A 22314-nucleotide genomic window follows, 5' to 3' on the forward strand; every position below is an offset into this window, starting at 1 on the left:
GTGTTTTATCTGGCACAGTGGCGGCATGGTCGCGCCGCGCGGCCCCAGGGGTGAGCAGCCTCACCCGGGCAGGCGAGGAGGGCAGATGGGCAACGTTCTCGACGGGGTCCGGGTCATCGAGGTGGCGATGTGGACCTTCGTCCCCTCGGCAGGAGCGGCCCTGGCGGAGTGGGGCGCCGATGTCATCAAGGTCGAGCACCCGGTCACCGGCGATGCGCAGCGGGGGTTGGTCAACTCCAAATTCCTCCCGCAGCAGGTCGGCGGGGCCAACTACATGATGGAGGTGCCCAACCGGGGCAAGCGCTCCATCGGTCTCGACCTCGGCACGGACGAGGGGCGCTCGATCCTCTACCGGCTCTGCGAGGACGCCGACGTCTTCCTGACGAACTTCCTGCCGGATGCCCGGGCCCGCCTGGGCATCGACGTCGCCGACATCCGGGCGCACAACCCCAGGGTGATCTACGCCCGGGGTAGCGGCGCCGGGCAGCGCGGCCCGGAGGCGCACAAGGGCGGCTTCGACAGCTCGTCCTACTGGGCGCGCGGCGGTATCGGATACGCCGTCACCCCGCCCGACGCGTCCTACCCGGTGCGGATGCGCTCGGCCTTCGGCGACGTGATGGGCGGCCTGACGATCGCCGGTGGCCTGGCCGCGGCGCTCTTCCACCGCGAACGCACGGGGGAGGCCAGCGTCGTCGACGTCTCGTTGCTCAACCTCGCGATGTGGAACCTGTCGGTCGACATCGCGTCGGCGCCGCTCTTCACCGAGGAAGGGGTGCACCGCTACGACCCCGAGGCGATGATCAACCCGACGGTCGGCATGTACCCCACCCGGGACGGTCGCCACCTCAACCTCACCATGCTGCAGTCGGACCGCTACTGGGCCGAGCTCGTCGACGCGATGGGGTGCCCCGAGCTCGCCGACGACCCGCGGTTCATCGATCACGCTGCGAGAGAGCGCAACTCGGCGGCCTGCACGCAGGCGCTCAAGACCGTCTTCCTCGGCCGGACGCTCGACGAGTGGCGCGATGCGCTCGCTGCCATCGAAGGGGTCTGGTCGCCGCTCCAGACCCCTCTCGAGGTCCATGACGACCCGATGGTCGCCGCCAACGGCTACCTGTCGGTCGTCGAGACGACGAGCGGCAGGTCCTTGGCCCTCGTGGCCAACCCGGTGCAGTTCGACGAGCAGCCCGCCCAGCCGACCGGCGCGCCGGAGCACGGTCAGCACACCGAGGAGATCCTGCTCGACCACGGCTACGACTGGGACGACCTCGTCGGCCTCAAGGAGCGAGGGGTGATCACGTGAGCCGGTCGGTGCCCCCGAACGACCCCACCGCCCCCGCGTCGCGTGTCCCCCTGCGGGCCGACGCCGACGGGGACATACTGCTGAGGACCATCTACGACAAGGTCACGGCGACCGCGGGTCGGGTCCCGACCCTCTACCAGGCGCTCGGCAACGCGCCCGCCCAGCTGCAGGGGTGGATCGACGCGGCCTGGGCGCTCCGGGCACAGGCGCACAGCGACAGGGTGCTGCGCGAGCTCGCGATCCTGCGCTGCGCCTACCTCGCCCAGAGCGAGTACGTGTGGTGCAGTCATGTCCGTCTCGCCGTCGTCGAGGGGGCCAGCGAGCAGCAGGTGGCCCACATCACCGAGTGGTCGGCGCACCGGGCGGACTACCCGCCCGCGACGCAAGCGGTGCTTGCCCTGACCGACGAACTCGCCGGTCAGGGGCAGGTGGCAGAGGCGACCTGGCAGGCCGCGGCCGAGCACCTGGACCCCGAGGCCATCGTCGAGGTCGTCCTGACGCTCAGCTGGTACCTGCACGTGGCGCGCGTCGTCGACACCCTGCACATCCCACCCGAGGGCTACCACGCCCGCGTCGTCCCCCTTCCACCTCGTCCCGGCACCGGGGCCCCGGACCAGGAGAAATGAACATGCGAGCAGCAGTCCTGCAAGAGCGCGGCGGCACCCCTGTGGTCGTCGACCACGAGGAGCCGTCGGAGCAGACGGGTGCCGTCCTCATCGACGTCGACACCGCCGGGCTCGGCGGCTGGGACGTCGTCGGTGCCTATCGCGAGTCCGTCGACTTCCCCTGCGTCGTGCGGGGAGAAGGGGTGGGGCGCGACCAGGACGGACGCCGGGTCTACTTCGGCGAGCGCTCGGTCCTCCCCTTCGGCGCGCTGGCCGAGCGCACTGTCGTGCCCGTGCCCGAGGTCTGGGAGGTGCCGGACGGTGTCGACGATGCGACCGCGATCACCATGGCCATCGCCGGGACCGGTGCGCTGCTGCCCCTCGAGGCGACCAGGATCGAGGTGGGGGACCGCGTGCTCGTCGTCGGCGGCACGGGTGCGCTCGGTCGCATCGCGCTCCCGCTGGCCCGCCACTTCGGCGCGGGCCGGGTCGTGGCGGCCGCTCGGGATGCGGATGCGCTGGACGACCTCAAGTCGGCCGGCATCGCCGACGATGTCGTCACCTTGACGGGCGAGGACGATGCCGCGCGGCTGCGCGACGCGAGTGGCGGCGACGGTTTCGACGCCGTGCTCGACCTCGTCTACGGAGCGCCCCTGGAGGCGGCGATCGTCGCCACTCGCTGGGGCGCGCGCATCGTCAACGCCGGCACCCTCGCCGGCCGCCAGGTCACGCTCGGGCCGGGTGCGCTGCTCTTCCGCACCCTGACGACCATCGGCACTGGTCAGCGGACACCCGCCGAGCGCGAACAGATCTGGCACCGCCTGCTCCAGCTGTCGACCGAGGTCGACCTGTCGATGCCGACGACGCACTACGCGCTCGAGGACGCTGCGACCGCTTGGCAGGCGCAGGTGGCGAGCCCCCACGGCAAGGTCATCGTCGACATCCGCTGAGCCGGAGGCATCCCTCGCCGGCCGGGTCAGCCATCGAGGTGGGCCCGCAAGGCGACGAGGCTGCCGTCGAGCCGCCGCCACGTGTTCGGCGATCACCTCGCGGCCACCGCGCGTAGCGGAGCGCCGAGTGGGCCTGCAGCGCGCGAGGATGTGGATCGGCGCGCTGCGCGACCGCTCCGTGCAGGGGCTGTGCGACCCCGGATGTCGGACGTCGACGCGTCGTGCGACGGACGGGGTGTGCACGGCCCTGACGCTCGAGAATACGATGTGCGGCCATGAGCACCCCTGCTGCAGCACCGGCCTCGACGGAGGGCTCCGCTCTCGAGCGGTACTTCAAGATCACCGAACGCGGCTCGTCCGTCAGCCGCGAGGTCCGTGGTGGCTTCGCCACCTTCTTCACGATGGCCTACATCGTCGTGCTCAACCCCCTGATCATCGGCACCCAGGAGGACTCGACCGGAGGCTTCCTCGGTGGCGGTGACGGCCCCAACCTCGCGATGGTCGCGGCCTGCACGGCGCTCGTCGCCGGCGTCATGACGCTGCTCATGGGTGTCGTGGCCAACTACCCGCTGGCGCTCGCCGCGGGTCTGGGGCTCAACGCCTTCGTCGCCTTCGGCATCGCCAAGCTGCCGGAGATGACCTGGGCCGACGCGATGGGCCTGATCGTCCTCGAGGGCCTGATCATCCTGCTGCTCGTCCTCACCGGCTTCCGCAAGGCGGTGCTCCATGCGGTCCCGCCGCAGCTGAAGACCGCGATCAGCGTCGGCATCGGTCTCTTCATCACCGTCGTCGGCCTCGTCGACGCGGGCTTCGTCCGCAAGGCCGAAGGGGGTCCCCTGGGTGAGCTCGGCGTCGGCGGCTTCCTCGCCGGCTGGCCGCTCCTCGTCTTCGTCATCGGCCTCTTCATCATCATCACGCTGCACGTGCGCGGGGTGAAGGGCGCGATCCTCTACGGCATCCTCGGCACGACGATCCTCGCGATGGTCGTCGAGGCGGTCTTCGACATCGGCGGCCAGACCAACGAGGCCGGCGAGCTGGTCAACCCGACCGGCTGGGGCCTCAACGTCCCGAGCCTGCCGAGCTCGCTCGTCGCGACCCCGGACTTCGGCCTCCTCGGCGACTTCAACCTGCTCGGCTCCTTCGACAAGATCGGCATCGTCTCCGCGGCGCTGCTCGTCTTCACGATCCTGCTCGCCGACTTCTTCGACACGATGGGCACGATGGTCGCCGTCGGCGCCGAGGGCGACCTGCTCGACGAGGAGGGCAACCCGCCCAACAGCCAGAAGATCCTCGTCGTCGACTCGATCGCCGCGGTCGCCGGTGGCGCCGCGTCGGTCAGCTCCAACACGAGCTACATCGAGTCCGCCTCCGGTGTCGGCGAGGGCGCCCGTACGGGCCTGGCCTCCGTCGTCACGGGCGTGCTCTTCCTGCTCGCGACCTTCCTGTCGCCGCTCGTCGCGGTCGTGCCCTACGAGGCCGCGACCCCGGCCCTGGTGCTCGTCGGATTCCTGATGATGCAGCAGGTCAAGGAGATCGACTGGGACGACCTCGAGATCGCCATCCCGGCCTTCCTGACGATCATCCTCATGCCCTTCACCTACTCGATCACCGCGGGCATCGGCGCCGGCTTCGTCAGCTATGTCTTCATCAAGGTGGTGCGCGGTCGTGCCGCGACGATCCACCCGCTGATGTGGCTCGTCGCCGCGCTCTTCGTCCTCTACTTCGGCATCGACCCGATCAAGGGGATCCTCGGCGTCGAGTGACCCCCCTTCGAACCCTGCAGGACCCCAGGGTCCTGCAGGGTTCCTTTTGACCATTTAGTTAGCACAGGTAATGAGTTGTGCTAACTTGTTGTCCGGACGAAGGGAGAGCCGTGGCAGATCACGAGGTGGCCCAGCTGGGTGACGACGGGGTGAGCGCGCTCAGCGAGGACCTGCGACTGGCGTGCATGCGGATCAGCCGGCGGGTCCGCTTCGAGAGCGTCGACGTCATCGCGCCGCACCAGTTCTCCGTCCTCGCCCGGCTCGAGGACGGCCCCCTGACCCCGCGGGCCCTCGCCGACATCGAGAAGGTCTCGGCCCCGAGCATGACGCGCACCGTCGGCTGCCTCGCCGACGAGGGGCTCGTCGAGCGCCACGACGACCCGGAGGACGGGCGCCGGGTCCTCGTCGAGCTGACGGCCGACGGGCGCGAGGCCCTCACCGAGACCCGCCGCCGCCGGGACAAGTGGATGACCGAGCGGGTCGCCGAGCTGTCGGGGGCCGACCAGGCGACGCTCCAGGCCGCGACCACGATCCTGCGGGGGATCGCGGCCCGATGAGCCCGACCTTCGCCTCCCTGTCGATCCGCAACTACCGCATCTACGCCCTCGGCGCGATCATCTCCAACGTCGGCACCTGGATGGGCCGCGTCGCGCAGGACTGGGTCGTCCTCACCGAGCTGACCGACCACTCGGCGAGCGCGCTCGGCATCGTCACCGGTCTGCAGTTCCTGCCGATGCTCGTGCTCGCGCCGTGGACCGGAGCGGTGGTCGACCGCTACCCGAAGCGGGTGCTGCTCCTCATCACCCAGGCCGCGCTCGGCCTCGCCGCGCTCGCCGGCGGTCTCCTCGTCGTCACCGGCACCGCAGCGCTGTGGCACTTCTACCTGCTGGCCCTCGTCACCGGCATCGCGACCGCCTTCGACAACCCCACGCGGCAGACCTTCGTCTCCGAGATGGTGCCGCGCGAGCGGCTGAGCAATGCCGTGGCACTCAACAGCGCCTCCTTCAACCTCGGCCGGCTCATCGGCCCGGCCGTCGCGGGTCTGGTCATCGCCGGCATCGGCTCCGGGCAGGCGCTGCTCGTCAACTCGCTGTCCTTCGTCACCGTGATCATCGCGCTGCTGTCGATGCGGGCGAGCGAGCTGACCCCGGCGCCTCGGGTGACCGGCCGCGGGTCGGCGCTCGAGGGCCTGCGCTACGTGCGCGGTCGCCCCGACATCGTCCTCGTCATGGTGCTGATCTTCGTCCTGGGCACCTTCGGCATGAACTTCCAGATCACCATCGCGCTCATGGCGACCCAGGTCTTCGGAAAGGGTGCGGAGGAGTACGGCCTGCTCGGCTCGGTCATGGCGATCGGCTCGCTGAGCGCCGCGCTCCTCGCCGCCCGCCGCAGCGAGCCGCGCCTGCGGGTGCTGCTGCTCTCGCTCGTCGGCTTCACCTTCGCCGCGACCGGCGCCGCCCTCGCCCCGACCTACGCGACCTTCGCCGTCGCGCTCGCCGCGTGCGGCCTGACCGCGCTCACGGCGATGACGACGGCCAATGCCATGGTCCAGATGCGCACCGAGGCGACGATGCGTGGCCGGGTCATGGCCCTCTACATGGCGATCTTCTTCGGCGGCACGCCGCTCGGCGCCCCGATCATCGGCTGGATCGGCGACGTCCTCGGCCCGCGCTGGACGATCGGCATCGGGGCGGCCGCGGTCGGGATCACGCTCGTCGTGGTGTCGATCTGGCTCGGTCGGCACGAGAATGTCGAGGTGACCTACTCCAGCCAGCGCCGCCCGCGCGTGCGGGTGCTCTCGACCCCGACCCACGACGTCCCCGAGGCCGCCCGATGACCCCGCGGTTTCGCCGGGTCATGACCTGGCTCGTGCTCGGCTCGCTCGTCCTCGTCGCGGTCCTCTCGGCCTTCCTCTGAGCCTGCCTACGGCACGTCGCCCGGCGCCGGACGGGCATCGGCCGGCGCGTCGAGCAGCGGGCCGCACAGCGGGCCTGCGACCTCGCCCGCGCGCGGCTCGCGTTCGCGGACGTAGACGATGACCTCGCCGAGGTCGTGCTCGGCATAGGGCACCGGTCGGCAGCCCAGCCACAGGCCGAGCTCCTTGCCCTCGCGCCCGGCCCACTGCCGGTCGACGAGCAGCGCCCGCGGCGCGAGGCTGCGCGGCATGCGCGTCGTCAGGCGCTGGTCGGGCAGCGCGGTGCGGGTCGTCCACGGGTCCGCCCAGATGACGAGCGGTGCGCCGCGGCCGATCTCGCGGTCGACGAGGTGCGGTGCGAGCAGCAGCCCCGAGGTGCGGGTGGCGGCGACGTCCCGGACGTGGTCGACGGACAGGCGGGCCACGGGCGTGAGCGCGACGAGCACGGCGAGCGTCGCGGCGGCGCCCTGCCAGAGGGGACGGGTCGGGCCCCGGCGAGTGCGGCGCGGCGCGAGCCCGGCACCGGCGAGCGCGACGAACAGCGGCCACCAGGCGAACTGGTAGTGCGAGAGCTGCACGGGCGAGCTGCTCAGCGCGGCGACGAGGGCGACGAGCGTGACCGCCACGGGCGCCGTGGTCCGCGGGTGCCGCAGCACCCCGACGAGCGCCGCGAGGGTGAGCCCACCGGCCGCCAGCGGGCCGAGCGCGTCGACGAAGAGCCACCCCGACGCCCACGCCGGGGCATAGCGATAGGTCGTGCCGGCGAGCAGCACGTCGTGCCCCGCCTCGGCGTGCCCGAGCTGGAAGATCACCGGCGTCGTCATCGCCGCCAGCGCATCGCCCTCCATCGGGACGAAGGTGAAGACCCAGGCGACCGCCGCCGCCACCCCCGACCCGAGGGCGAAGGGGAGGACCCGCCGGGTGCCGAGGTCACGGGCGAGGAGCAGCGCCGCGGGCAGCAGCCCGACGAGCGCGAGGCCGCCGGTGAGCTTGGCCGCCCCGGCGAGCCCGGCCAGGGCGCCGCCGACGAGCAGCCACCGCGGGTCGCGGCCGGTCGTCGCGAGCACCCACGCGAGCAGGGCGGCGACGACGAGCGCGCAGGTGACCGCCTCGAGGGTGGCCACCCGCGCCGGGTCGAAGGGCAGCGTCCACCACAGCAGCGCGGTGCCGATCCCGGCGGCGGCGCTCCAGCGACCCGGTCGGCCGGTCCGCCACACGAGGACCGCCAGCAGCAGGCCGGTGACCCAGGCGGCGACGGCGGAGGGCAGCCGGGCGGCGACGCGGGTGTCGCCGAGGACGAGCTGGGCCACCGCCATGAGCTGCTTGACGAGCGGTGGGTGCTGCGCGTTGACCAGCCAGTCGCCGTGGAGCATGCCGACGGCGGCCTGGTGGTAGTAGAGCTCGTCGCCCGCGAGGTGCGCCGCATCGAGCCGCCAGCCGATGGTCAGGGCACCGACGACGCTCGCGGCGAGCAGGAGGAGGTGTCGGGCCCGGAGGCGAGCGGTCAGAGCCGCTCCACCACGTAGTCGATGCAGTCGAGGAGCGCCGACACGTCGTCGGGGTCGACGGCGGGGAAGGTCGCGATGCGCAGCTGGTTGCGCCCCAGCTTGCGATAGGGCTCGATGTCGACGACGCCGTTGCGCCGCAGGGTCGCCGCGACGGCGGCGGCGTCGACGGACGCGTCGAGGTCGACCGTCGTGACGACCTGGGAGCGGGCCGCGGGGTCGGTGACGAAGAGGTGCGTGTGCTCTCCCTTCGTCGCCCAGTCGTGGATCCGCGAGGAGGACTCGGCCGTGCGGGCGGTGGTGAAGTCGAGGCCGCCGGAGGCGAGCATCCAGCGCACCTGCTCGGCCATGAGGGCGAGCGTGGCGACGGCCGGGGTGTTGAGGGTCTGGTCCTTGCGCGAGTTGTCGATCGCGGCGGTCAGCGAGAGGAAGTCGGGGATCCACCGGTCGGTGGCGGCGATCTCCTCGGCCCGGGCCAGCGCCGCCGGGCTCATGATCGCGAACCAGATGCCGCCGTCGGAGGCGAAGGACTTCTGCGGGGCGAAGTAGTAGGCGTCGGTCTGCGCGATGTCGACGGGCAGTCCGCCGGCGCCGGAGGTCGCGTCGACGAGGACGAGGGCGCCGTCGTCGGCCCCCGCCGGGCGCTGCACCGGCGCCATGACCCCGGTCGAGGTCTCGTTGTGCGGCCACGCATAGGTGTCGACGCCCGCGACCGCCTCGGGGAGGCTCAGCCCGCCTGGCTCGGCCGTACGGACGTCGGGGTCGGCGACGAAGGGGGCGCGGCGGGTGACCGCGGCGAACTTGCCGGAGAACTCGCCGAAGACGCAGTGCTGGGCACGCTCGCGGACCAGGCCGAGGGCGGCGATGTCCCAGAAGGCGGTCGAGCCGCCGTTGCCGAGGACGACCTCGTAGCCGTCGGGGAGCGAGAAGAGCTCGGTCAGGCCCTCGCGCAGGTCGCGCACGAGCCCGCGAACCGGCGCCTGCCGGTGGGAGGTGCCCAGGATGTCACCGGCGATCGACTGCAGGTAGGCCAGCTGCTCCGGGCGCACCAGCGAGGGGCCGGAGCCGAAGCGGCCGTCGCGGGGCTTGCGCTCGTCGGGGATGATGATCGCGTCGCTCACGGGCCCGAGTCTGACCTACCGGGCGCGGCGGCTGCCACCCGGTCCCAGATGCCGTGCGGTCAGGGGGTCTTGGCCAGCTCCGAGCCGCTCGGCGCGGTGATCGAGACCGGCTCGCCCCACTCGGAGGCCAGAAGACGGGCGGTCGCGCCGTTGAGGGTGAACTCCATCCGGCGGATGAGGTCGTCCTCGTCGAGCCACACGTCGTAGATGACCGTCTCGGGTGCGCCCGGGGCGGGCTTCATGCCGAGCTCGCGCAACGACGTCGCGGTGTCGACGGTGGCCGTGTAGTGGGTCGTCGAGACGCCGCCGACGTCCTCGGTGCCCTTGTTGCCCGCCTTCTCCACCCCGGCGACGAAGGCGTCGAGCTGGCGGCGCATCGACAGGATCTGCACCTGGTCGATGGTCGTCTTGACGAGGGGGTTGGTCGAGCCCTCGTCGACCTTGACCCACTTCGGGGGCTGGGCGAGGTAGTACTGCCCGTCGACGAGCCGGTAGCCCAGCTGCTGCCCCGCGAGGGAGACGTCCATGTCGAGGGAGTCGGCGGACAGGTCCTGCACACCGGTCGCCGAGGCCTGCGACTGGCCGGCGATCTTGGCCGTCACGTCGATCTTGACCGTGGGGTTGGCGTCCACCGCCGCCTCGAGGCGGTCGGTGAACTCCGCGGCGTCGAAGGGGGCGCCGGTGTCGGTCGAGGTCGACGACGAGGTGCTCGAGGACTTCGTCGAGTTGGACAGGGTCGGCTCGTCGGAGTCGGCGTCGGAGCTCGTCGTGGAGCCGGAGGTCGAGCGGGGCGAGCTCGTGCTCGAGCCGCCCGGGGTGCTGTCCTTGCCGCCGCCGGGGGTCGGCGTCGAGGAGTTGGAGACGCTGTCACCCCCCGTCCCGGCGGTCGGCCCGGGGCCGCCGTCACCCCCGCACGCGGAGAGGGTGAGGGCGGCCGCGAGGGCGAGCGTCAGGGCGGGGGAGTGGCGTCGCATACGGCTCAGGCGCCGGGCAGCTGGTCGTAGCCGGCGACCTCAGTGATCGCGCGCGGGCCGTGGCCGATGTAGTTGCTGCTCGGGCGGATGAGGCGACCGGTGCGCTTCTGCTCGAGGACGTGGGCGGCCCAGCCGGCGGTGCGGGCGCAGACGAAGAGCGGGGTCATCATCTCGCCGGGGACGTCGGCGAAGTCGAGCAGGACCGCGGCCCAGTAGTCGACATTGGTCTCCATCTTGCGGTCCGGGTAGCGGTCCGCGAGCTCGGCGATCGCGGCCTTCTCCAGCTCGAGGGCGACCTCGTAGCGGGGCGCGCCCAGGCGCTTGCAGGTGTCGCGCAGGACGGCGGCGCGCGGGTCGTAGGCCCGGTAGACGCGGTGCCCGAAGCCCATGAGGCGCTCCTTGCGGTCGAGCGCGTCCTTGACGTACTTCGTCGCGTCGCCGGTGCGCTCGACGCCCTCGATCATGTGCTGGGCACGCGAGGGGGCGCCGCCGTGGAGCGGGCCGGACATCGCGCCGACGGCGCCGGAGAGGCAGGCCGCGGCGTCGGCGCCGGTCGAGGCGATGACGCGGGCGGTGAAGGTGGAGGCGTTCATCCCGTGCTCGGCGGCGGAGATGAAGTAGGCGTCGATGGCCTCGACGTGCTTCGGGTCCGGCTCGCCGCGCCAGCGGATCATGAAGCGCTCGACGATGTTCTTGCCCTCGTCGACGCGGGCCTGCGGGACCATCGCGGAGTTCTGCCCGTGCGCCGACTGGGCGATGAAGGACAGCGCCATGACCGAGGCGCGGGCCAGGTCGTCACGGACCTGGGTGTCGTCGATGTCGAGGAGCGGCTTGAAGCCCCACAGCGGCGCGAGCTGGGCCAGGGCCGACTGGACGTCGACGCGGATGTCGCCGCTGTGGACCGGCAGCGGGAAGGGCTCGGCGGGCGGCAGGCCCGGGTCGAAGCTGTCGTCGACGAGCAGGCCCCAGACCCGCCCGAAGGAGACCTTGCCGACCAGGTCGTTGATGTCGACCCCGCGATAACGCAGGTTGCCGCCGGCCTTGTCCGGCTCGGCGATCTCCGACTCGAAGGCGACGACGCCCTCCAGCCCGTGCTTGACCTCGGTGTCAGTCATCTCGGTGGCCTTCCTTCGTGCGCAAGGTGATCTCAGGGCCATTCTGCACGTTCCCGACGACAGGACGATCCCGGGGCAACCAGCCGGTAGCATGCCCGGGGCCACGCAGACGATCGACGAGGAGCTCCGGGTGGTGCGTTCACGCCTCGGGTACAGCCCGGCTCTCGACGGGGTGCGAGGGCTCTTCATGCTCTGCTTCATGGCCTACCACTTCGGGGTGGACCAGCTCGCCGGCATGTGGGTGTGCATCAACCTCTTCTTCGTCCTGTCGGCCTTTCTCATCACCCGACTGCTCGTCGAGGAGCGGGTCCAGCACGGTGACATCGACGTCTGGGCCTTCTACCGGCGCCGTGCCCGCCGGCTCCTGCCCGGGCTCTTCCTCGTCCTGACCTTCGTCCTCGTCTACGCGGTGCTGTGGGCCGACGACGCGGTCCGCCGCAAGATCGGCGGCGACGTCCTCGCCACCCTCGGCTACGTCATGAACTGGCGGCTGATCGCCGAGGGTGACCAGTACTTCGGGACGAAGGGAGGGGAGTCCCCCCTTCGTCATGCCTGGACCCTGGCGATCGAGGAGCAGTTCTACGTCCTCGTCCCCTTCGTCATCCTCGGTCTGATGCTCTGGGCCCGCACGCGCCGGCGGATGGCCCTCGTGCTGCTCGCCGGTGCCGTCGCCAGCGCGGTGTGGACCGCGGTCGTCGGCTTCCACGACGCGAGCGACTACCCCCGCGTCTACTACGGCACCGACACCCGCGCCCAGGCCCTCTTCATCGGTGCCGCCCTCGGCGTGTGGCTCGCCCCCGGGCGCAGCGGGGCGCTGCCGTCCTTCTCCCGGCCGGTCGTCGCCGTCGCCGGGGTGGTCGGCGTCGTCTCGAGCGTCTTCTCCTTCGTCGTCGTCGGGCCCTACTCGGGCTGGATGTTCAACCTCGGCGGCATGTTCTTCTTCGCGCTCGGCAGCGCGCTGCTCGTCATCGCCTGCGTCGACGAGCGGCCGAGCTGGGTGCACGCGATCTTCGGCTGGCGGCCGCTGGCCCACGCCGGCCGCCTCTCCTACGGCCTCTACCTGTGGCACTGGCCGATCTGGCTGGCCGTCGGCAACGACCGGCTCACCGACAACGCGATCATCGAGTTCGTCCTGTGTGCCGTGCTGACGATCGGCATCGCCCAGCTGTCCTACCAGTACGTCGAGCGCCCGGTCATCAAGCGCGGCGTCCGCGGCTTGCTGCCGTCGGTGCGCACCCCGGTCGTCGCGACCCTGCTGCCGGTCGTCCTGCTCGCCGGCGCCGGGCTCGCCGTCGCGAGCAGCGCCCCCACCGCACCCGCGGAGCCGACCGTCGCGGTGCCGCAGGGTCCGCCGCCGAAGATCGTCGGCGGGCAGCCCTCCTACCGCGAGGGCAAGCCCGCTCGGATCGGCGTCTTCGGCGACTCGGTGCCCTTCTTCCTCGTCGACCGCTTCCCGCAGGAGACCTTCCCCGGCGTCACCCTCGACAACTACTCCCGCGAGGGCTGCGACCTGCTCTCCGAGCCGATCAGCTGGGCCCCGGGCTTCCAGATGGGCAACGAGCCGAAGTGCACGGCCATGAAGAAGGAGTGGCCGCAGGAGTTCAAGAGCAACGGCGACGACGTCCTGCTCATCTGGGCCTCGCCGCTGCTCGCGGTACCGCACATCGTCGACGGCGAGCGGCTCTGGCTCGACGACAAGGCCTACCTCGACCTCATCCGCTCGCGCTGGGACCGGCTGCGCCGCCAGGCGCTCGACGCCGGTGCGACGCAGGTGCAGATCGTCAACGTCCCCTGCCGCAAGCCGGTCAAGGACTCCATCCCCGAGGAGTTCCGCGTCGTCTTCGACTCCAACCCCGCGATCGTCAAGGAGTACAAGGAGCCGAAGCGGATCAACCGGCTCGTCGAGCAGTGGGCCGACTCCCACGACGACGTGCAGGTCGTCGACCTGCACGGTGCCCTGTGCTCCGACGGCTACCCCGAGGAGATCGGCGGCATCAAGGTCTTCAACGACTACCTCCACTTCTCGCCCGAGGCGACCCCGATGATCTGGGAGCACGTCCTCGGCCAGGTGAGCCGCAACTACGTGCGGGCCCGGTCATGAGGGCGCTGACCGCATCCCTGAAGACGTCGACGGGGGAGCAGCGACTGGCTGCCCTCGACGGCTACCGGGGGCTCTTCGTCACCCTCGTGCTGCTCTACCACTTCGGCGCGACCTTCCTCGTCGGCGGCTGGGTGGGCATCAACCACTTCTTCGCCTTCTCCGGCTACCTGATCACCCGGCTGCTCATCTCCGAGCGGGCCCGCACCGGTGGCATCGACGTCCTGCGCTTCTACCGCCGCCGCGCCGAGCGGCTGCTGCCGGCGCTCGTCGCCGTGTGCACCGCGGTGCTCGTCGCGAGCCTCTTCGCCGGGTCGGCGAACCGCCACCGCGATGCCGGCGACGTGCTCGCCTCGCTCTTCTTCGTGCAGAACTGGCGCCTGATCAGCCAGGACGACGCCTACTTCGAGCAGGTGGGCAACCCCTCGCCGCTGCGGCACGCGTGGACCCTCGGCGTCGAGGAGCAGTTCTACCTGCTCGTGCCGCTCCTCGTGCTCGTGCTCTTCGCCGTGTGGCGCACCAGCCGCACCGCCCGCGTCGTCGCCCTCGCCGCGCTCGCTCTCGCCTCCGCCGCGTGGACCGCCCACCTCGCCCGCTCCGGCGTCGACTTCGCCCGGCTCTACTACGGCACCGACACCCGCGCGCAGGCCCTGCTCGTGGGTGCGGTCGTCGCCGCGCTCCTCGGCCGGGACCACCGCGGACGACTGGGGCGGCGCCCTTCGGCCGGGGTCACGCAGGCCATCGGTCTCGTCGGCTTCCTCGTCTCGCTCTCGGCCTTCGTCGTCGTCGGGCCGCGCAGCGAGTGGCTCTTCACGAGCGGCGGCATGCTCTTCTTCGCCGTCGGCGCCGCGATGATGGGCCTGGCCGCGACCGACCCGCGGCCGCTGCTCATCAACCGGGTCGCGAGCTGGGGGCCGGCCGTGCTCCTGGGCCAGATGACCTACGGGCTCTACCTCTACCACTGGCCGATCCACCTCTGGCTCGGCCCGCTCCTCGACCCGCTGCCCCTCGTGGTCTCGGTGCTCGCGCAGCTCGCCGTGACCGTCGGCGTCGCCTACGCGTCCTTCCGCTGGCTCGAGGTGCCGGTGCTGCAGCACGGCTTCGGCGCGCTCCTGCCGCACGCGCTGCGGCCAGCACCACGCGCCCGCTCCGGCCGCGCCGCCCGCAGGGCCCGCCGCCGGGGGGCGCCGGTGTGGGCGGTCCCCGTCGCCGCCGTCGCCGTCGTGGCCGTGCTCGCGGGCTTCGTCTTCACCCGGCCGGTGAGCGAGGCCGACCTCGAGGTGCCGCCGCTCGTCGCGGCCGACGCCGACCCGGCGCCGGCGGACCCGCCGGTCGACATGGCGCTGCTCGGCGACTCGGTCGGGGTCTCGCTCGGCAAGGGCTGGCGCGCCGAGGACCACCCCGGCGTGACGATGACCAACCTCTCGCGCATCGGCTGCGACCTCGTCGACGCCCCGCTGCTCGCCGACGGCTCCCCGATGCCCGAGGACGAGTCCTGCGACGAGTGGCGCCGTGACTGGCCGCAGCAGGTCGAGGAGGCCGGCGCCACCGACCTGCTCGTCCTGCCCGGGCCGCAGCTCATCGGCGAGCACGAGGTCGACGGCCGCACGGTTGGCTCACGCTCGGACGAGCACGCCGCGCTCGTCACCGAGACCCTCGACGAGATCGAGCGGCGCGCCCACGAGGCGGGCGTGACCCACGTGCAGGTCGCGACGATGCCCTGCCGCGAGGTCGACCCGGACAAGCTCGACCCCTCGCTGCGGCAGTTCGCCGGCCCGATCTCCGACCCGGCCAATGTCGGCTGGGTCAACGACGTCGTGCGCGACTGGGCGCGCGGCGAGGGTGGGTCACGAGGGACGAAGGGGGTCGACCGGCAGGTCCTCGACCTCTGGGAGCCGCTGTGCGGCGACGGCTACCGCGAGGAGATCAAGGGCGTGCCGCTCTACTCCGACACGGTCCACTTCTCGCCCGCCGGGGCCGCCATGGTCTGGACCTGGCTGACCCCGAGGGTGGTCGAGGCGTCGCGCTCGTAGGGCGGTCGTAGTCTGGCGGCCATGAGCGCCTCGCCCGACGGGATGATCCCTCGCACACCGCCCGCGGCGGACCACGTGGACTACTCCGGGGAGGGGCTGGCCGAGACCGAGGTGCCGGGTGCCCCCTTCGCGCTGGTGACGTCGTGGATCGACGCCGCCCGGGCCCGCCAGGCCGCCCGCGGTGACGTGCCCGAGCCGCTGTCCTTCGCCGTCGCGACCGTCGACCCCGACGGGCGACCGGACGTGCGCACGGTGCTCATGCGCTTCCTCGACGGCCGCGGCCCGGGCTTCGTCACCAACCTCGACTCGACGAAGAGCCGCCAGCTGCAGGCCACCCCGGTCATCGCCGCGACGATCACCTGGCCGGCGATGTTCCGTGCCGTCCGCTTCCGCGGGCGGGCCGAGCTCGTCGCCGAGGCGGAGGTCGACGCCTACTTCGCGCAGCGCCCCCGCGGGTCGCAGCTGAGCGCGTGGGTCTCGCACCAGTCCCAGCCGATCGAGGGCCGCGAGTCGCTGGACCGGGCCTGGGCCCAGGTCGAGGAGCGCTTCGCGGGGCAGGACGTGCCGCGCCCCGACTTCTGGGGCGGCTGGCGGATCGTCTGCGACGAGGTCGAGGCGTGGGCCGGGCGCAGCGACCGGCTCCACGACCGCTTCCGCTGGACGCGCGTCGCCGACGGCGGCCTCGACGTCCCGGACGCCTGGCAGGTCGAGCGCCTCCAGCCCTGAGTGGTTACCGGTCGCCGGCCCGGGGCTGGGGGTGGCGACCGGTCGCGGGCACAGGGCTGGGGGTGGCCCTAAGGAAAAGTCCGGACCGCTCTCCCCGCATCTCGCGGAGCGCAGGAAGTCCGGACTTTCCCATGAGTCGGGCCGACCCCCACCCTGCGCCCGCTCCCTTGTCTCGTCACCCCACCCCGGGCCGGCTCCCTGTCACCCCCAGTGGTGCATGGAGGCCCGGACCACGCCGGCGACGTCCTCCTCGGTGACGGGGCGCGGGGCGGTGGCGAGCAGGCGCTGCTGCTGCATCGTGCCCGAGACGATGCCGTCGATGTCGGCCTCGCCGTAGCCGATCTCGGCCAGGCCAGAGGGCTGGCCGATGTCGCGCATGAGCCGTCGCAGCACGGCCGAGAGGCGCTCCGGCTCGGGGGCGTCGGCGTCCAGGCCCTGCGGGTCGAGCCAAGCGGCGGCGGTGAGGTGCCGCTGCGGGTCGGCCGCGTAGGTCATCGCGAAGGCCGCCGGCGCGGTCGAGGCGACCGCCATGCCGTGCGGGACCATCGCCTCGTCGACGTCGTAGTCGCACGGCCGGAAGTCGGAGCCGAGGTCGTGGACCCGACCGGCGATCGGGTAGGCGTTGGCGTGCGGCACGTGCACCCCGGCGTTGCCGAAGCCCATGCCCGCGAAGGTCGCCGCGAGCGCCATGTCGACGCGCGCCTGCTCCTGCCCGGCGACGGCCCCGCGGAAGGCGCCGGCGAGCAGCCGCATCGCCTTCTCCGCGTAGAGGTCGGAGATCGGGTTGGACCCGCAGTAGGGCACGCGCTGGTCGGCGCTCTTGTGCTCGTAGCTCGTGTAGGGCCGCGCGGTCCACGACTCGAGCGCGTGGCAGAGGATGTCCATGCCCGCCGAGGCGGTGACCCCCGCCGGCTGGGTCGCGGTCAGCTCGGGGTCGACGACGGCGAGCACGGGGCGCAGCCGTTCGTGGCTGATGCCGGTCTTGACCTTGGACGCGAGCACGTCGAGGACGCAGACGGTCGTCGACTCGGCCCCGGTGCCGGTCGTCGTCGGCACGGCGACGAGCGGCAGCACCGGCTGCTCGGGCGCGCGCCCGCCGCCGACCGGTGCGTTGACGTAGTCCATGAGCTCGCCGGGGTTGCTCAGCAGCAGGGACACCGCCTTGGCCGTGTCGATGCTCGACCCACCGCCGACGGCGACGACGACGTCGGGGCGGGGACCCCCCTTCGCCCTCTCGACGGCGGCGGCCAGCGAGGCATCGCTCGGCTCGACGGCGGCCGAGTCGTGCACCTCGGCCGTCAGGCCGGCGGCCCGCAGGGCCTCGGCGACCCGCTCGGGGTGGCCGGTCGCGGCGAGGCCGGGGTCGGTGACGACGAGGACGTGACGGCCGCCGAGCCCGGCGACGTCGTGGCCGATCTCGCGGACGGCGCCGGGGCCGAACTTCAGCCGCGGTGCGGCATAGGTGAAGACGGCCTCGGGCGTGGTGGGCGTGGGCAGGTCGGTCATGTCAGCTCTCCCGGTGGACCTTGTGCGCGGCAGCCTGCGCGCGGGGCTTGACGACCATGAGGTCGACGTTGACGTGGCGCGGCCGGGTGGCCATCCACGTGATGGCGTCGGCGATGTCCTCGGCGACGAGCGGCTCGGCGACGCCCGCGTAGACCTTGTCCGCCCGCTCCTGGTCGCCCTTGAAGCGGGTGAGCGAGAAGCCCTCGGTGTGCACCATGCCCGGCGCGATCTCGGTGACGCGCACCGGCTGGTCGACGAGCTCGAGGCGCATCGTCTCGGTCATCGTCGCGAGCGCGTGCTTGGCCGCGGTGTAGCCGGCGCCGCCCTCGTAGGAGGTGCGCCCCGCCGTCGAGCCGACGTTGACGATGATCCCCTCACCCGCGACGAGCGAAGGGAGCAGGGCCTGCACCATGCGCAGGGTGCCGATGACGTTGACCTCGTACATCGCCCGCCAGTCCTCGACGTCACCCGTGGCGACGGGGTCGAGGCCGTAGGCGCCGCCGGCGTTGTTGACGAGCACGTCGAGGCGGTCGCCGACCTCGGCCGCAAGGGCCGCGACGGAGTCCGGGTCCGTGACGTCGCAGGTGACCGCCCGGCCGTCGATCTCGGCCGCGAGCGCGGTGATCGCCTCGGTGCTGCGGGCCGCGCAGACGACCTCGTGGCCGGCGGCAGCCAGGGCCCGCGCGGTGGCCGCGCCGATCCCCCCGCTGGCTCCGGTGACGACGGCGAGGGGGCGGGTCATGAGGACTCCTGTCGTGGTGCGGGGGCGATCCAGGTGGCGGCGGCGCTCGCGAGGACGCGCTCGCCGTCGAGCAGGGCGGTGCCGGTGTGGCGCTTGCGGCCCTCGCGACCGGTCTCCCACGCGATGACGACGAGCTCGCGCCCACGAGGGACGTCGGCGGCCACCGTCGAGGTGAGGGTGCCGAGCAGGAGCGGGCCGTCGGCGAAGCCGACGGCGAAGGCGCCCGGGCAGTCGAGCGCGGCGAGCACGGGAGGCAGCCCCTCGTCGGTGATCGTCACCGGCGCGGCGAGGACGTCCTCGCGGCCGGCGACCGGCGCCGCGAAGACGCGCAGACCCCCTTCGGCCTCCGGCCCGCAGACGTAGCAGCCGGGGTAGGGGTGCCCGCTCGCGTCGAACTCGGCGGCCGCGGCCCTGGCCGCCTCGAGGGAGACCGGTGCGGGGACTGCCAGGCCGGGGGCGGTCGTGCGACGGGCCGTGCCGAGCAGGGTCTCGCCGTCGAGGAGGTGCACCGCGAGGTCGGGGCCGTCGGCGACGGTGCCGTCGACCTCCCACCGCAGTGGACTGCCGAGCGGGGTGGGAGCGCTCAGGCGTACCGTCGCCGCCGTCAGGTCCCCCTCAGCGGGGACGAGGTCGTCGAGTCGTTCGGTGAGCAGACCGCAGACCCAGCCGCCGTTGCCGGTCCCCGGCGGGCCGACGTGCAGCGGGGCAACGGTCGTCGTCTCGGCTGTGGTGTGCACCACCCCAACCTAGCGACGGTGCCCCGGGAGAGGATGAGGGGGATGAGTGCGAGCGAGACCTTCGGCTGGAGGCGCATCGCCGTACCCGCCTTCGGGCCCACCTTCCTGTCCGCCGCCGCGAGCGGAGCCGTCGTCCCGATCGCGGCCCTGCGGGCCGACGAGCTCGGCGCGAGCCTGGGCCTGGCGGCCTTCGTCGTCTCGCTCACGGGCATCGGGCAGCTCGTCGGGGTGCTGCCCGCCGGCGCCCTCGTCGCCCGCATCGGCGAGCGGGCCACCCTCGTGCGCGCCGGCCTGCTCGACATCGTCGCGCTCGCCGTCGCCGGGTGGGCCCCCTCGCTGTGGCTCATGGCGCTCGCCCTCCTCGTCTCCGGGCTGGCCTCCTCGGCCTTCTTCCTCGCCCGGCAGGGCTACATGATCGACGTCCTGCCGCAGCACCTGCTCGCCCGCGGCATGTCCCTGCTCGGCGGTGCGATGCGCGCGGGGCTGCTCCTCGGGCCGGTCGTCGGCTCGGTGGCGATCGCCCCCTTCGGCCTGCAGGGGGCCTATGGGGTGGCCGTCGTCCTCGCCGTCGGCTCCGTGGTCACCGTGCTCACCGCGCCCGACCTCACCGGTGACCATGAGCGGGCCCGGGCCGAGGACCACCACGCGAGGGTCTTCGCCGTCATCCGGCGGCACGCGCGGCTGCTGCTCACGCAGGGCATCGGCGTCACCGTCATCTCGGCCCTGCGGCAGTCGCGTCTGGTGATCCTGCCGCTGTGGGCCGTGCACATCGGCCTCGACGGCGTCGACTCCTCGCAGATCTTCGCCGCGGCCGGCGTCGCCGAGCTGCTCCTCGTCTACCCGGGCGGCTGGGTCATGGACCGGCTGGGCCGGGTCTGGGTCGTCGCGGTGCTGCTGTCGGTGGTCTCCGCGGCCTTCCTCGCCCTGCCCCTCGCGGGGACGAAGGGGGAGCTGCTCGCCGTGGCCCTCGTGATGTCCCTGGGCAACGGACTGGGGTCCGGCATCGTCATGACGCTCGGGGCGGACGCGGCACCGACCCGCGACCGGGCGCAGTTCCTCGGCGCCTGGCGGCTCATGGGCGAGGTGGGCCACGCCGGCGGATCGCTCGGGCTGAGCGCCGTCACCGCCCTCGTCTCGCTGCCGGCCGCCGCGGTCGTCCTCGGGGTCGCCGGCCTCACCGGGCTGGCGTGGACGAGCGTGTGGGTATCGCGGGCGGACCGCGCTCGCGCGGGCAAGGCATGATGGTGCCGTGAAGGATCTCATCGACACCACGGAGATGTACCTCCGCACGATCTTCGAGCTCGAGGAGGAGGACATCCCTCCCATGCGGGCCCGCATCGCCGAGCGGCTGGGCCACTCCGGCCCGACGGTCTCGCAGACGGTCGCGCGCATGGAGCGGGACGGGCTGGTCAGCCTCGGCGACGACCGGCGCCTCGTGCTCTCCGACGAGGGTCGTCTGCTCGCGACCCGGGTGATGCGCAAGCACCGGCTCGCCGAGCGACTGCTCGCCGACGTCATCGGGCTGGAGTGGGAGCACGTCCACGACGAGGCCTGCCGCTGGGAGCACGTCATGAGCGAGCGGGTCGAGCGCAAGATCCTCGCCATGCTGCCCGAGCACCGCGAGTCGCCCTACGGCACGCCGATCCCCGGCCTCGAGGAGCTGCTCGCCGGTGGTGACGAGGCGCCCGCCGACGACTACCTCGAGGGCCTGAGCAGCCTGACCGACATCGTCGACGAGGGCCTGACCGGGACCTTCCGGGTGCGCCGCATCGGCGAGCCCGCGCAGGTCGACCACGAGGCGCTCGAGCTGCTCACCGAGGCGCGGCTGCGCCCCGGCGAGATCGTGCTCGTCACCCCCGAGGAGGACCGGGTGGTCGTCGCCCGAGACGGCGCCGCCAGCGACGCCGTCTCGCTGCCGCGCGACGTCGCCATGCACGTCTTCGTCGAGCCGGCGTCCGCCTCCTGAGCGCAGTCCGTGACCGCGGTGTGACATTTTCGTGATCAGCGGGTACGGTTCCTGAGTCCGCCTCCCCTGGGCGGATCCGTCTCGCGGACGCCTTGTCCTGCCACCGCACCGACGGCTGCTGCACTTCACCGCATGGCAGGAGCGGGGGACCCACTCATGGGGCATCGCGGATGCTCCTCGGGGTGAAGTCCCACGGTACGCGGACCGCTAGGTCGGTCCGGAGCCGCGGGACCGGGCCGCACCTCTCGCCCGAACCCGACAGCTGACCTCGCAGGCGGGACAGAGGTATTCATCGTGTCTCACTCCGTCGGGCGCCACCGCGCTCCTGAGCGTTACAACCCCCTCGCCGAGATCGGCACCGTCATCAGCCAGACCGGCACCCCGCTGGCCAAGGGCTCGGCCGTCCTCGCCGCCTCCGGTGGCCTCGTCGCCGCGATCGCCATCCCCGCCCAGGCCGCCCCCGCCGTCGAGCAGGCCGACGCCACGCCCGCGGCCGCCGCCGCGCCGGCCGCCCCGGCTGCCGCCGCCGTCACGGCCCCGAGCACGACCGCCACGGCCAAGGCCACGAGCGCCGACTTCGGTCAGATCGAGGTCGAGCCCGTCGCCAAGCCGACCGGCCCGACCCCCTACCAGCTGCGCATGCGCGCCGAGCGCGAGCAGGCCCGCCAGGAGGCCGCCGCCGAGCGTCAGCGCGAGCAGGAGCAGGCCGCCGAGGCCCGCCGCGCCGAGCAGGCCCGTGAGGCCCAGGAGGAGCAGCGCTCGGAGGAGGCCGCCGCCAGCCGCTCGCAGGAGCGTCAGGCCCCCGCGACCACGCCGGCCCCGGCCAGCACCCCCGAGCCGACGCAGGCTCCCTCCGCGCCGGCCCCGACCTCCGGTGGCGTCATCGCGATCGCCAAGCAGTACATCGGCACCCCCTACGTCTACGGCGGCTCGACCCCCGCGGGCTTCGACTGCTCCGGCTTCACGCAGTACGTCTTCGCCAAGGCCGGCAAGTCCATCCCGCGCGTGACCACCGCCCAGCAGGCCGCCGCCACCCCGGTGTCCAGCCCGCAGCCCGGCGACCTGGTCTTCTTCGGCTCCCCGTCGTGGCACGTCGGCATCTACGTCGGCGACGGCATGATGATCGACTCGCCGCGCACCGGCTCGTCGATCTCGATCCGTCCGATCTTCGACGGCGTCTCCGGCTACGGCCGGGTCTGAGCGCCGACCCGACAGGGGGCGAAGGGAGCAGCCGCTCCCTTCGCCCCCTGCGTCA

Annotated in this window: 20 protein-coding genes and 1 riboswitch; of the genes, 13 read left to right on the plus strand and 7 right to left on the minus strand. The window is 72.7% G+C overall.

Going from position 1 to position 22314, the window contains the following annotated elements; genetic code table 11:
• Nucleotides 1–85 precede the first annotated feature (85 nt).
• From ACQBJO_RS02310 to ACQBJO_RS02335, 6 genes are all read left to right on the plus strand, one after another.
• A complete protein-coding gene (locus ACQBJO_RS02310) occupies nt 86–1303 on the plus strand; it encodes a CaiB/BaiF CoA transferase family protein (protein WP_421008187.1) in 1218 nt (405 codons plus the stop codon).
• On the plus strand, nt 1300–1929 hold the full coding sequence (locus ACQBJO_RS02315; RefSeq protein WP_421008188.1) for a carboxymuconolactone decarboxylase family protein: 630 nt from the start codon (nt 1300–1302) through the stop codon (nt 1927–1929). Before ACQBJO_RS02310 ends, ACQBJO_RS02315 begins: the two co-directional genes overlap by 4 nt.
• Nucleotides 1930–1931: 2 nt before the next feature.
• Entirely contained in the window at nt 1932–2858 is a 927-nt protein-coding gene (locus ACQBJO_RS02320; protein ID WP_421008189.1) for a zinc-binding dehydrogenase, read from the plus strand.
• 275 nt (nt 2859–3133) lie between these two features.
• Nucleotides 3134–4621, plus strand: a complete 1488-nt coding sequence (locus tag ACQBJO_RS02325) for an NCS2 family permease (protein ID WP_421008190.1) — start codon at nt 3134–3136, stop codon at nt 4619–4621.
• A gap of 110 nt (nt 4622–4731) precedes the next feature.
• Entirely contained in the window at nt 4732–5178 is a 447-nt protein-coding gene (locus tag ACQBJO_RS02330) for a MarR family winged helix-turn-helix transcriptional regulator (RefSeq protein ID WP_421008191.1), read from the plus strand.
• A complete protein-coding gene (locus ACQBJO_RS02335; RefSeq protein WP_421008192.1) occupies nt 5175–6458 on the plus strand; it encodes an MFS transporter in 1284 nt (427 codons plus the stop codon). Before ACQBJO_RS02330 ends, ACQBJO_RS02335 begins: the two co-directional genes overlap by 4 nt.
• Nucleotides 6459–6544: 86 nt before the next feature.
• Here the strand turns inward: ACQBJO_RS02335 and ACQBJO_RS02340 are convergent, their stop codons facing one another.
• Nucleotides 6545–7909 (minus strand): glycosyltransferase family 39 protein, encoded by a 1365-nt coding sequence (locus tag ACQBJO_RS02340; RefSeq protein ID WP_421008193.1) that lies wholly within the window; start codon nt 7907–7909, stop codon nt 6545–6547.
• Between ACQBJO_RS02340 and ACQBJO_RS02345 the strand changes: the two genes are divergently transcribed.
• On the plus strand, nt 7901–8062 hold the full coding sequence (locus ACQBJO_RS02345) for a hypothetical protein (RefSeq protein WP_421008194.1): 162 nt from the start codon (nt 7901–7903) through the stop codon (nt 8060–8062). The two genes, ACQBJO_RS02340 and ACQBJO_RS02345, sit on opposite strands and share 9 nt — an antisense overlap.
• Here ACQBJO_RS02345 and serC read toward each other — a convergent pair.
• Genes serC through ACQBJO_RS02360 form a run of 3 tightly spaced genes read right to left on the minus strand, consistent with a single transcriptional unit; the run spans nt 8041 to nt 11251 of the window.
• Complete coding sequence (gene serC, locus ACQBJO_RS02350; protein WP_421008195.1) at nt 8041–9162, minus strand: phosphoserine transaminase; 1122 nt, start codon at nt 9160–9162, stop codon at nt 8041–8043. The genes ACQBJO_RS02345 and serC overlap by 22 nt on opposite strands.
• A 59-nt stretch (nt 9163–9221) precedes the next feature.
• On the minus strand, nt 9222–10136 hold the full coding sequence (locus tag ACQBJO_RS02355; protein WP_421008196.1) for an LppX_LprAFG lipoprotein: 915 nt from the start codon (nt 10134–10136) through the stop codon (nt 9222–9224).
• Nucleotides 10137–10141: 5 nt separating this feature from the next.
• On the minus strand, nt 10142–11251 hold the full coding sequence (locus ACQBJO_RS02360; RefSeq protein WP_255185200.1) for a citrate synthase 2: 1110 nt from the start codon (nt 11249–11251) through the stop codon (nt 10142–10144).
• A 91-nt stretch (nt 11252–11342) separates the two neighbouring features.
• Between ACQBJO_RS02360 and ACQBJO_RS02365 the strand changes: the two genes are divergently transcribed.
• From ACQBJO_RS02365 to pdxH, 3 genes are read left to right on the plus strand one after another with little or no spacing between them, the layout of a single operon-like run.
• On the plus strand, nt 11343–13352 hold the full coding sequence (locus tag ACQBJO_RS02365) for an acyltransferase family protein (protein ID WP_421008197.1): 2010 nt from the start codon (nt 11343–11345) through the stop codon (nt 13350–13352).
• Entirely contained in the window at nt 13349–15382 is a 2034-nt protein-coding gene (locus tag ACQBJO_RS02370; protein WP_421008198.1) for an acyltransferase family protein, read from the plus strand. The genes ACQBJO_RS02365 and ACQBJO_RS02370 overlap by 4 nt, the downstream gene beginning before the upstream one ends.
• Nucleotides 15383–15403: 21 nt before the next feature.
• Nucleotides 15404–16108, plus strand: coding sequence for a pyridoxamine 5'-phosphate oxidase (pdxH, locus tag ACQBJO_RS02375; RefSeq protein ID WP_421008199.1), 705 nt, complete (start codon nt 15404–15406; stop codon nt 16106–16108).
• A 201-nt stretch (nt 16109–16309) separates the two neighbouring features.
• On the opposite strand, the gene ACQBJO_RS02380 is transcribed toward pdxH, so the two are convergent.
• The 3 genes from ACQBJO_RS02380 to ACQBJO_RS02390 are packed head-to-tail and all read right to left on the minus strand — an operon-like array spanning nt 16310 to nt 19093.
• The gene (locus ACQBJO_RS02380) at nt 16310–17614 is read right to left on the minus strand and encodes a hydroxyacid-oxoacid transhydrogenase (protein ID WP_421008200.1); all 1305 of its coding nucleotides are present in this window, start codon (nt 17612–17614) and stop codon (nt 16310–16312) included.
• A 1-nt stretch (nt 17615) separates the two neighbouring features.
• Nucleotides 17616–18356, minus strand: a complete 741-nt coding sequence (locus ACQBJO_RS02385; protein ID WP_255185205.1) for an SDR family NAD(P)-dependent oxidoreductase — start codon at nt 18354–18356, stop codon at nt 17616–17618.
• Nucleotides 18353–19093 (minus strand): hypothetical protein, encoded by a 741-nt coding sequence (locus tag ACQBJO_RS02390; RefSeq protein WP_255185206.1) that lies wholly within the window; start codon nt 19091–19093, stop codon nt 18353–18355. The genes ACQBJO_RS02385 and ACQBJO_RS02390 overlap by 4 nt, the downstream gene beginning before the upstream one ends.
• A gap of 42 nt (nt 19094–19135) precedes the next feature.
• Here ACQBJO_RS02390 and ACQBJO_RS02395 point away from each other — a divergent pair, with 42 nt between their 5' ends.
• The 3 genes from ACQBJO_RS02395 to ACQBJO_RS02405 all read left to right on the plus strand — a co-directional run bounded on the left by ACQBJO_RS02395 (nt 19136) and on the right by ACQBJO_RS02405 (nt 22259).
• Entirely contained in the window at nt 19136–20335 is a 1200-nt protein-coding gene (locus tag ACQBJO_RS02395; protein ID WP_421008201.1) for an MFS transporter, read from the plus strand.
• Nucleotides 20336–20342: 7 nt separating this feature from the next.
• Nucleotides 20343–21059: a metal-dependent transcriptional regulator gene (locus ACQBJO_RS02400; RefSeq protein WP_421008202.1), complete on the plus strand. Its 717-nt coding sequence runs from the start codon at nt 20343–20345 to the stop codon at nt 21057–21059.
• A 116-nt stretch (nt 21060–21175) separates the two neighbouring features.
• Nucleotides 21176–21351: riboswitch (cyclic di-AMP (ydaO/yuaA leader) on the plus strand.
• A gap of 2 nt (nt 21352–21353) precedes the next feature.
• Nucleotides 21354–22259: a C40 family peptidase gene (locus ACQBJO_RS02405; RefSeq protein ID WP_421008203.1), complete on the plus strand. Its 906-nt coding sequence runs from the start codon at nt 21354–21356 to the stop codon at nt 22257–22259.
• Nucleotides 22260–22314: the final 55 nt, after the last annotated feature.

The organism is Janibacter zhangyanbonis (assembly GCF_050507325.1).
Classification (GTDB): domain Bacteria; phylum Actinomycetota; class Actinomycetes; order Actinomycetales; family Dermatophilaceae; genus Janibacter.

Coding starts and splice junctions, on each gene's coding strand:
- ACQBJO_RS02310 (WP_421008187.1), top strand. CDS start 86: ATGGGCAACGTTCTCGACGGGGTCCGGGTCATCGAGGTGGCGATGTGG.
- ACQBJO_RS02320 (WP_421008189.1), top strand. CDS start 1,932: ATGCGAGCAGCAGTCCTGCAAGAGCGCGGCGGCACCCCTGTGGTCGTC.
- ACQBJO_RS02325 (WP_421008190.1), top strand. CDS start 3,134: ATGAGCACCCCTGCTGCAGCACCGGCCTCGACGGAGGGCTCCGCTCTC.
- ACQBJO_RS02335 (WP_421008192.1), top strand. CDS start 5,175: ATGAGCCCGACCTTCGCCTCCCTGTCGATCCGCAACTACCGCATCTAC.
- ACQBJO_RS02340 (WP_421008193.1), bottom strand. CDS start 7,909: ATGCTCCACGGCGACTGGCTGGTCAACGCGCAGCACCCACCGCTCGTC.
- ACQBJO_RS02355 (WP_421008196.1), bottom strand. CDS start 10,136: ATGCGACGCCACTCCCCCGCCCTGACGCTCGCCCTCGCGGCCGCCCTC.
- ACQBJO_RS02360 (WP_255185200.1), bottom strand. CDS start 11,251: ATGACTGACACCGAGGTCAAGCACGGGCTGGAGGGCGTCGTCGCCTTC.
- ACQBJO_RS02365 (WP_421008197.1), top strand. CDS start 11,343: ATGCCCGGGGCCACGCAGACGATCGACGAGGAGCTCCGGGTGGTGCGT.
- ACQBJO_RS02370 (WP_421008198.1), top strand. CDS start 13,349: ATGAGGGCGCTGACCGCATCCCTGAAGACGTCGACGGGGGAGCAGCGA.
- pdxH (WP_421008199.1), top strand. CDS start 15,404: ATGAGCGCCTCGCCCGACGGGATGATCCCTCGCACACCGCCCGCGGCG.
- ACQBJO_RS02380 (WP_421008200.1), bottom strand. CDS start 17,614: ATGACCGACCTGCCCACGCCCACCACGCCCGAGGCCGTCTTCACCTAT.
- ACQBJO_RS02385 (WP_255185205.1), bottom strand. CDS start 18,356: ATGACCCGCCCCCTCGCCGTCGTCACCGGAGCCAGCGGGGGGATCGGC.
- ACQBJO_RS02395 (WP_421008201.1), top strand. CDS start 19,136: ATGAGTGCGAGCGAGACCTTCGGCTGGAGGCGCATCGCCGTACCCGCC.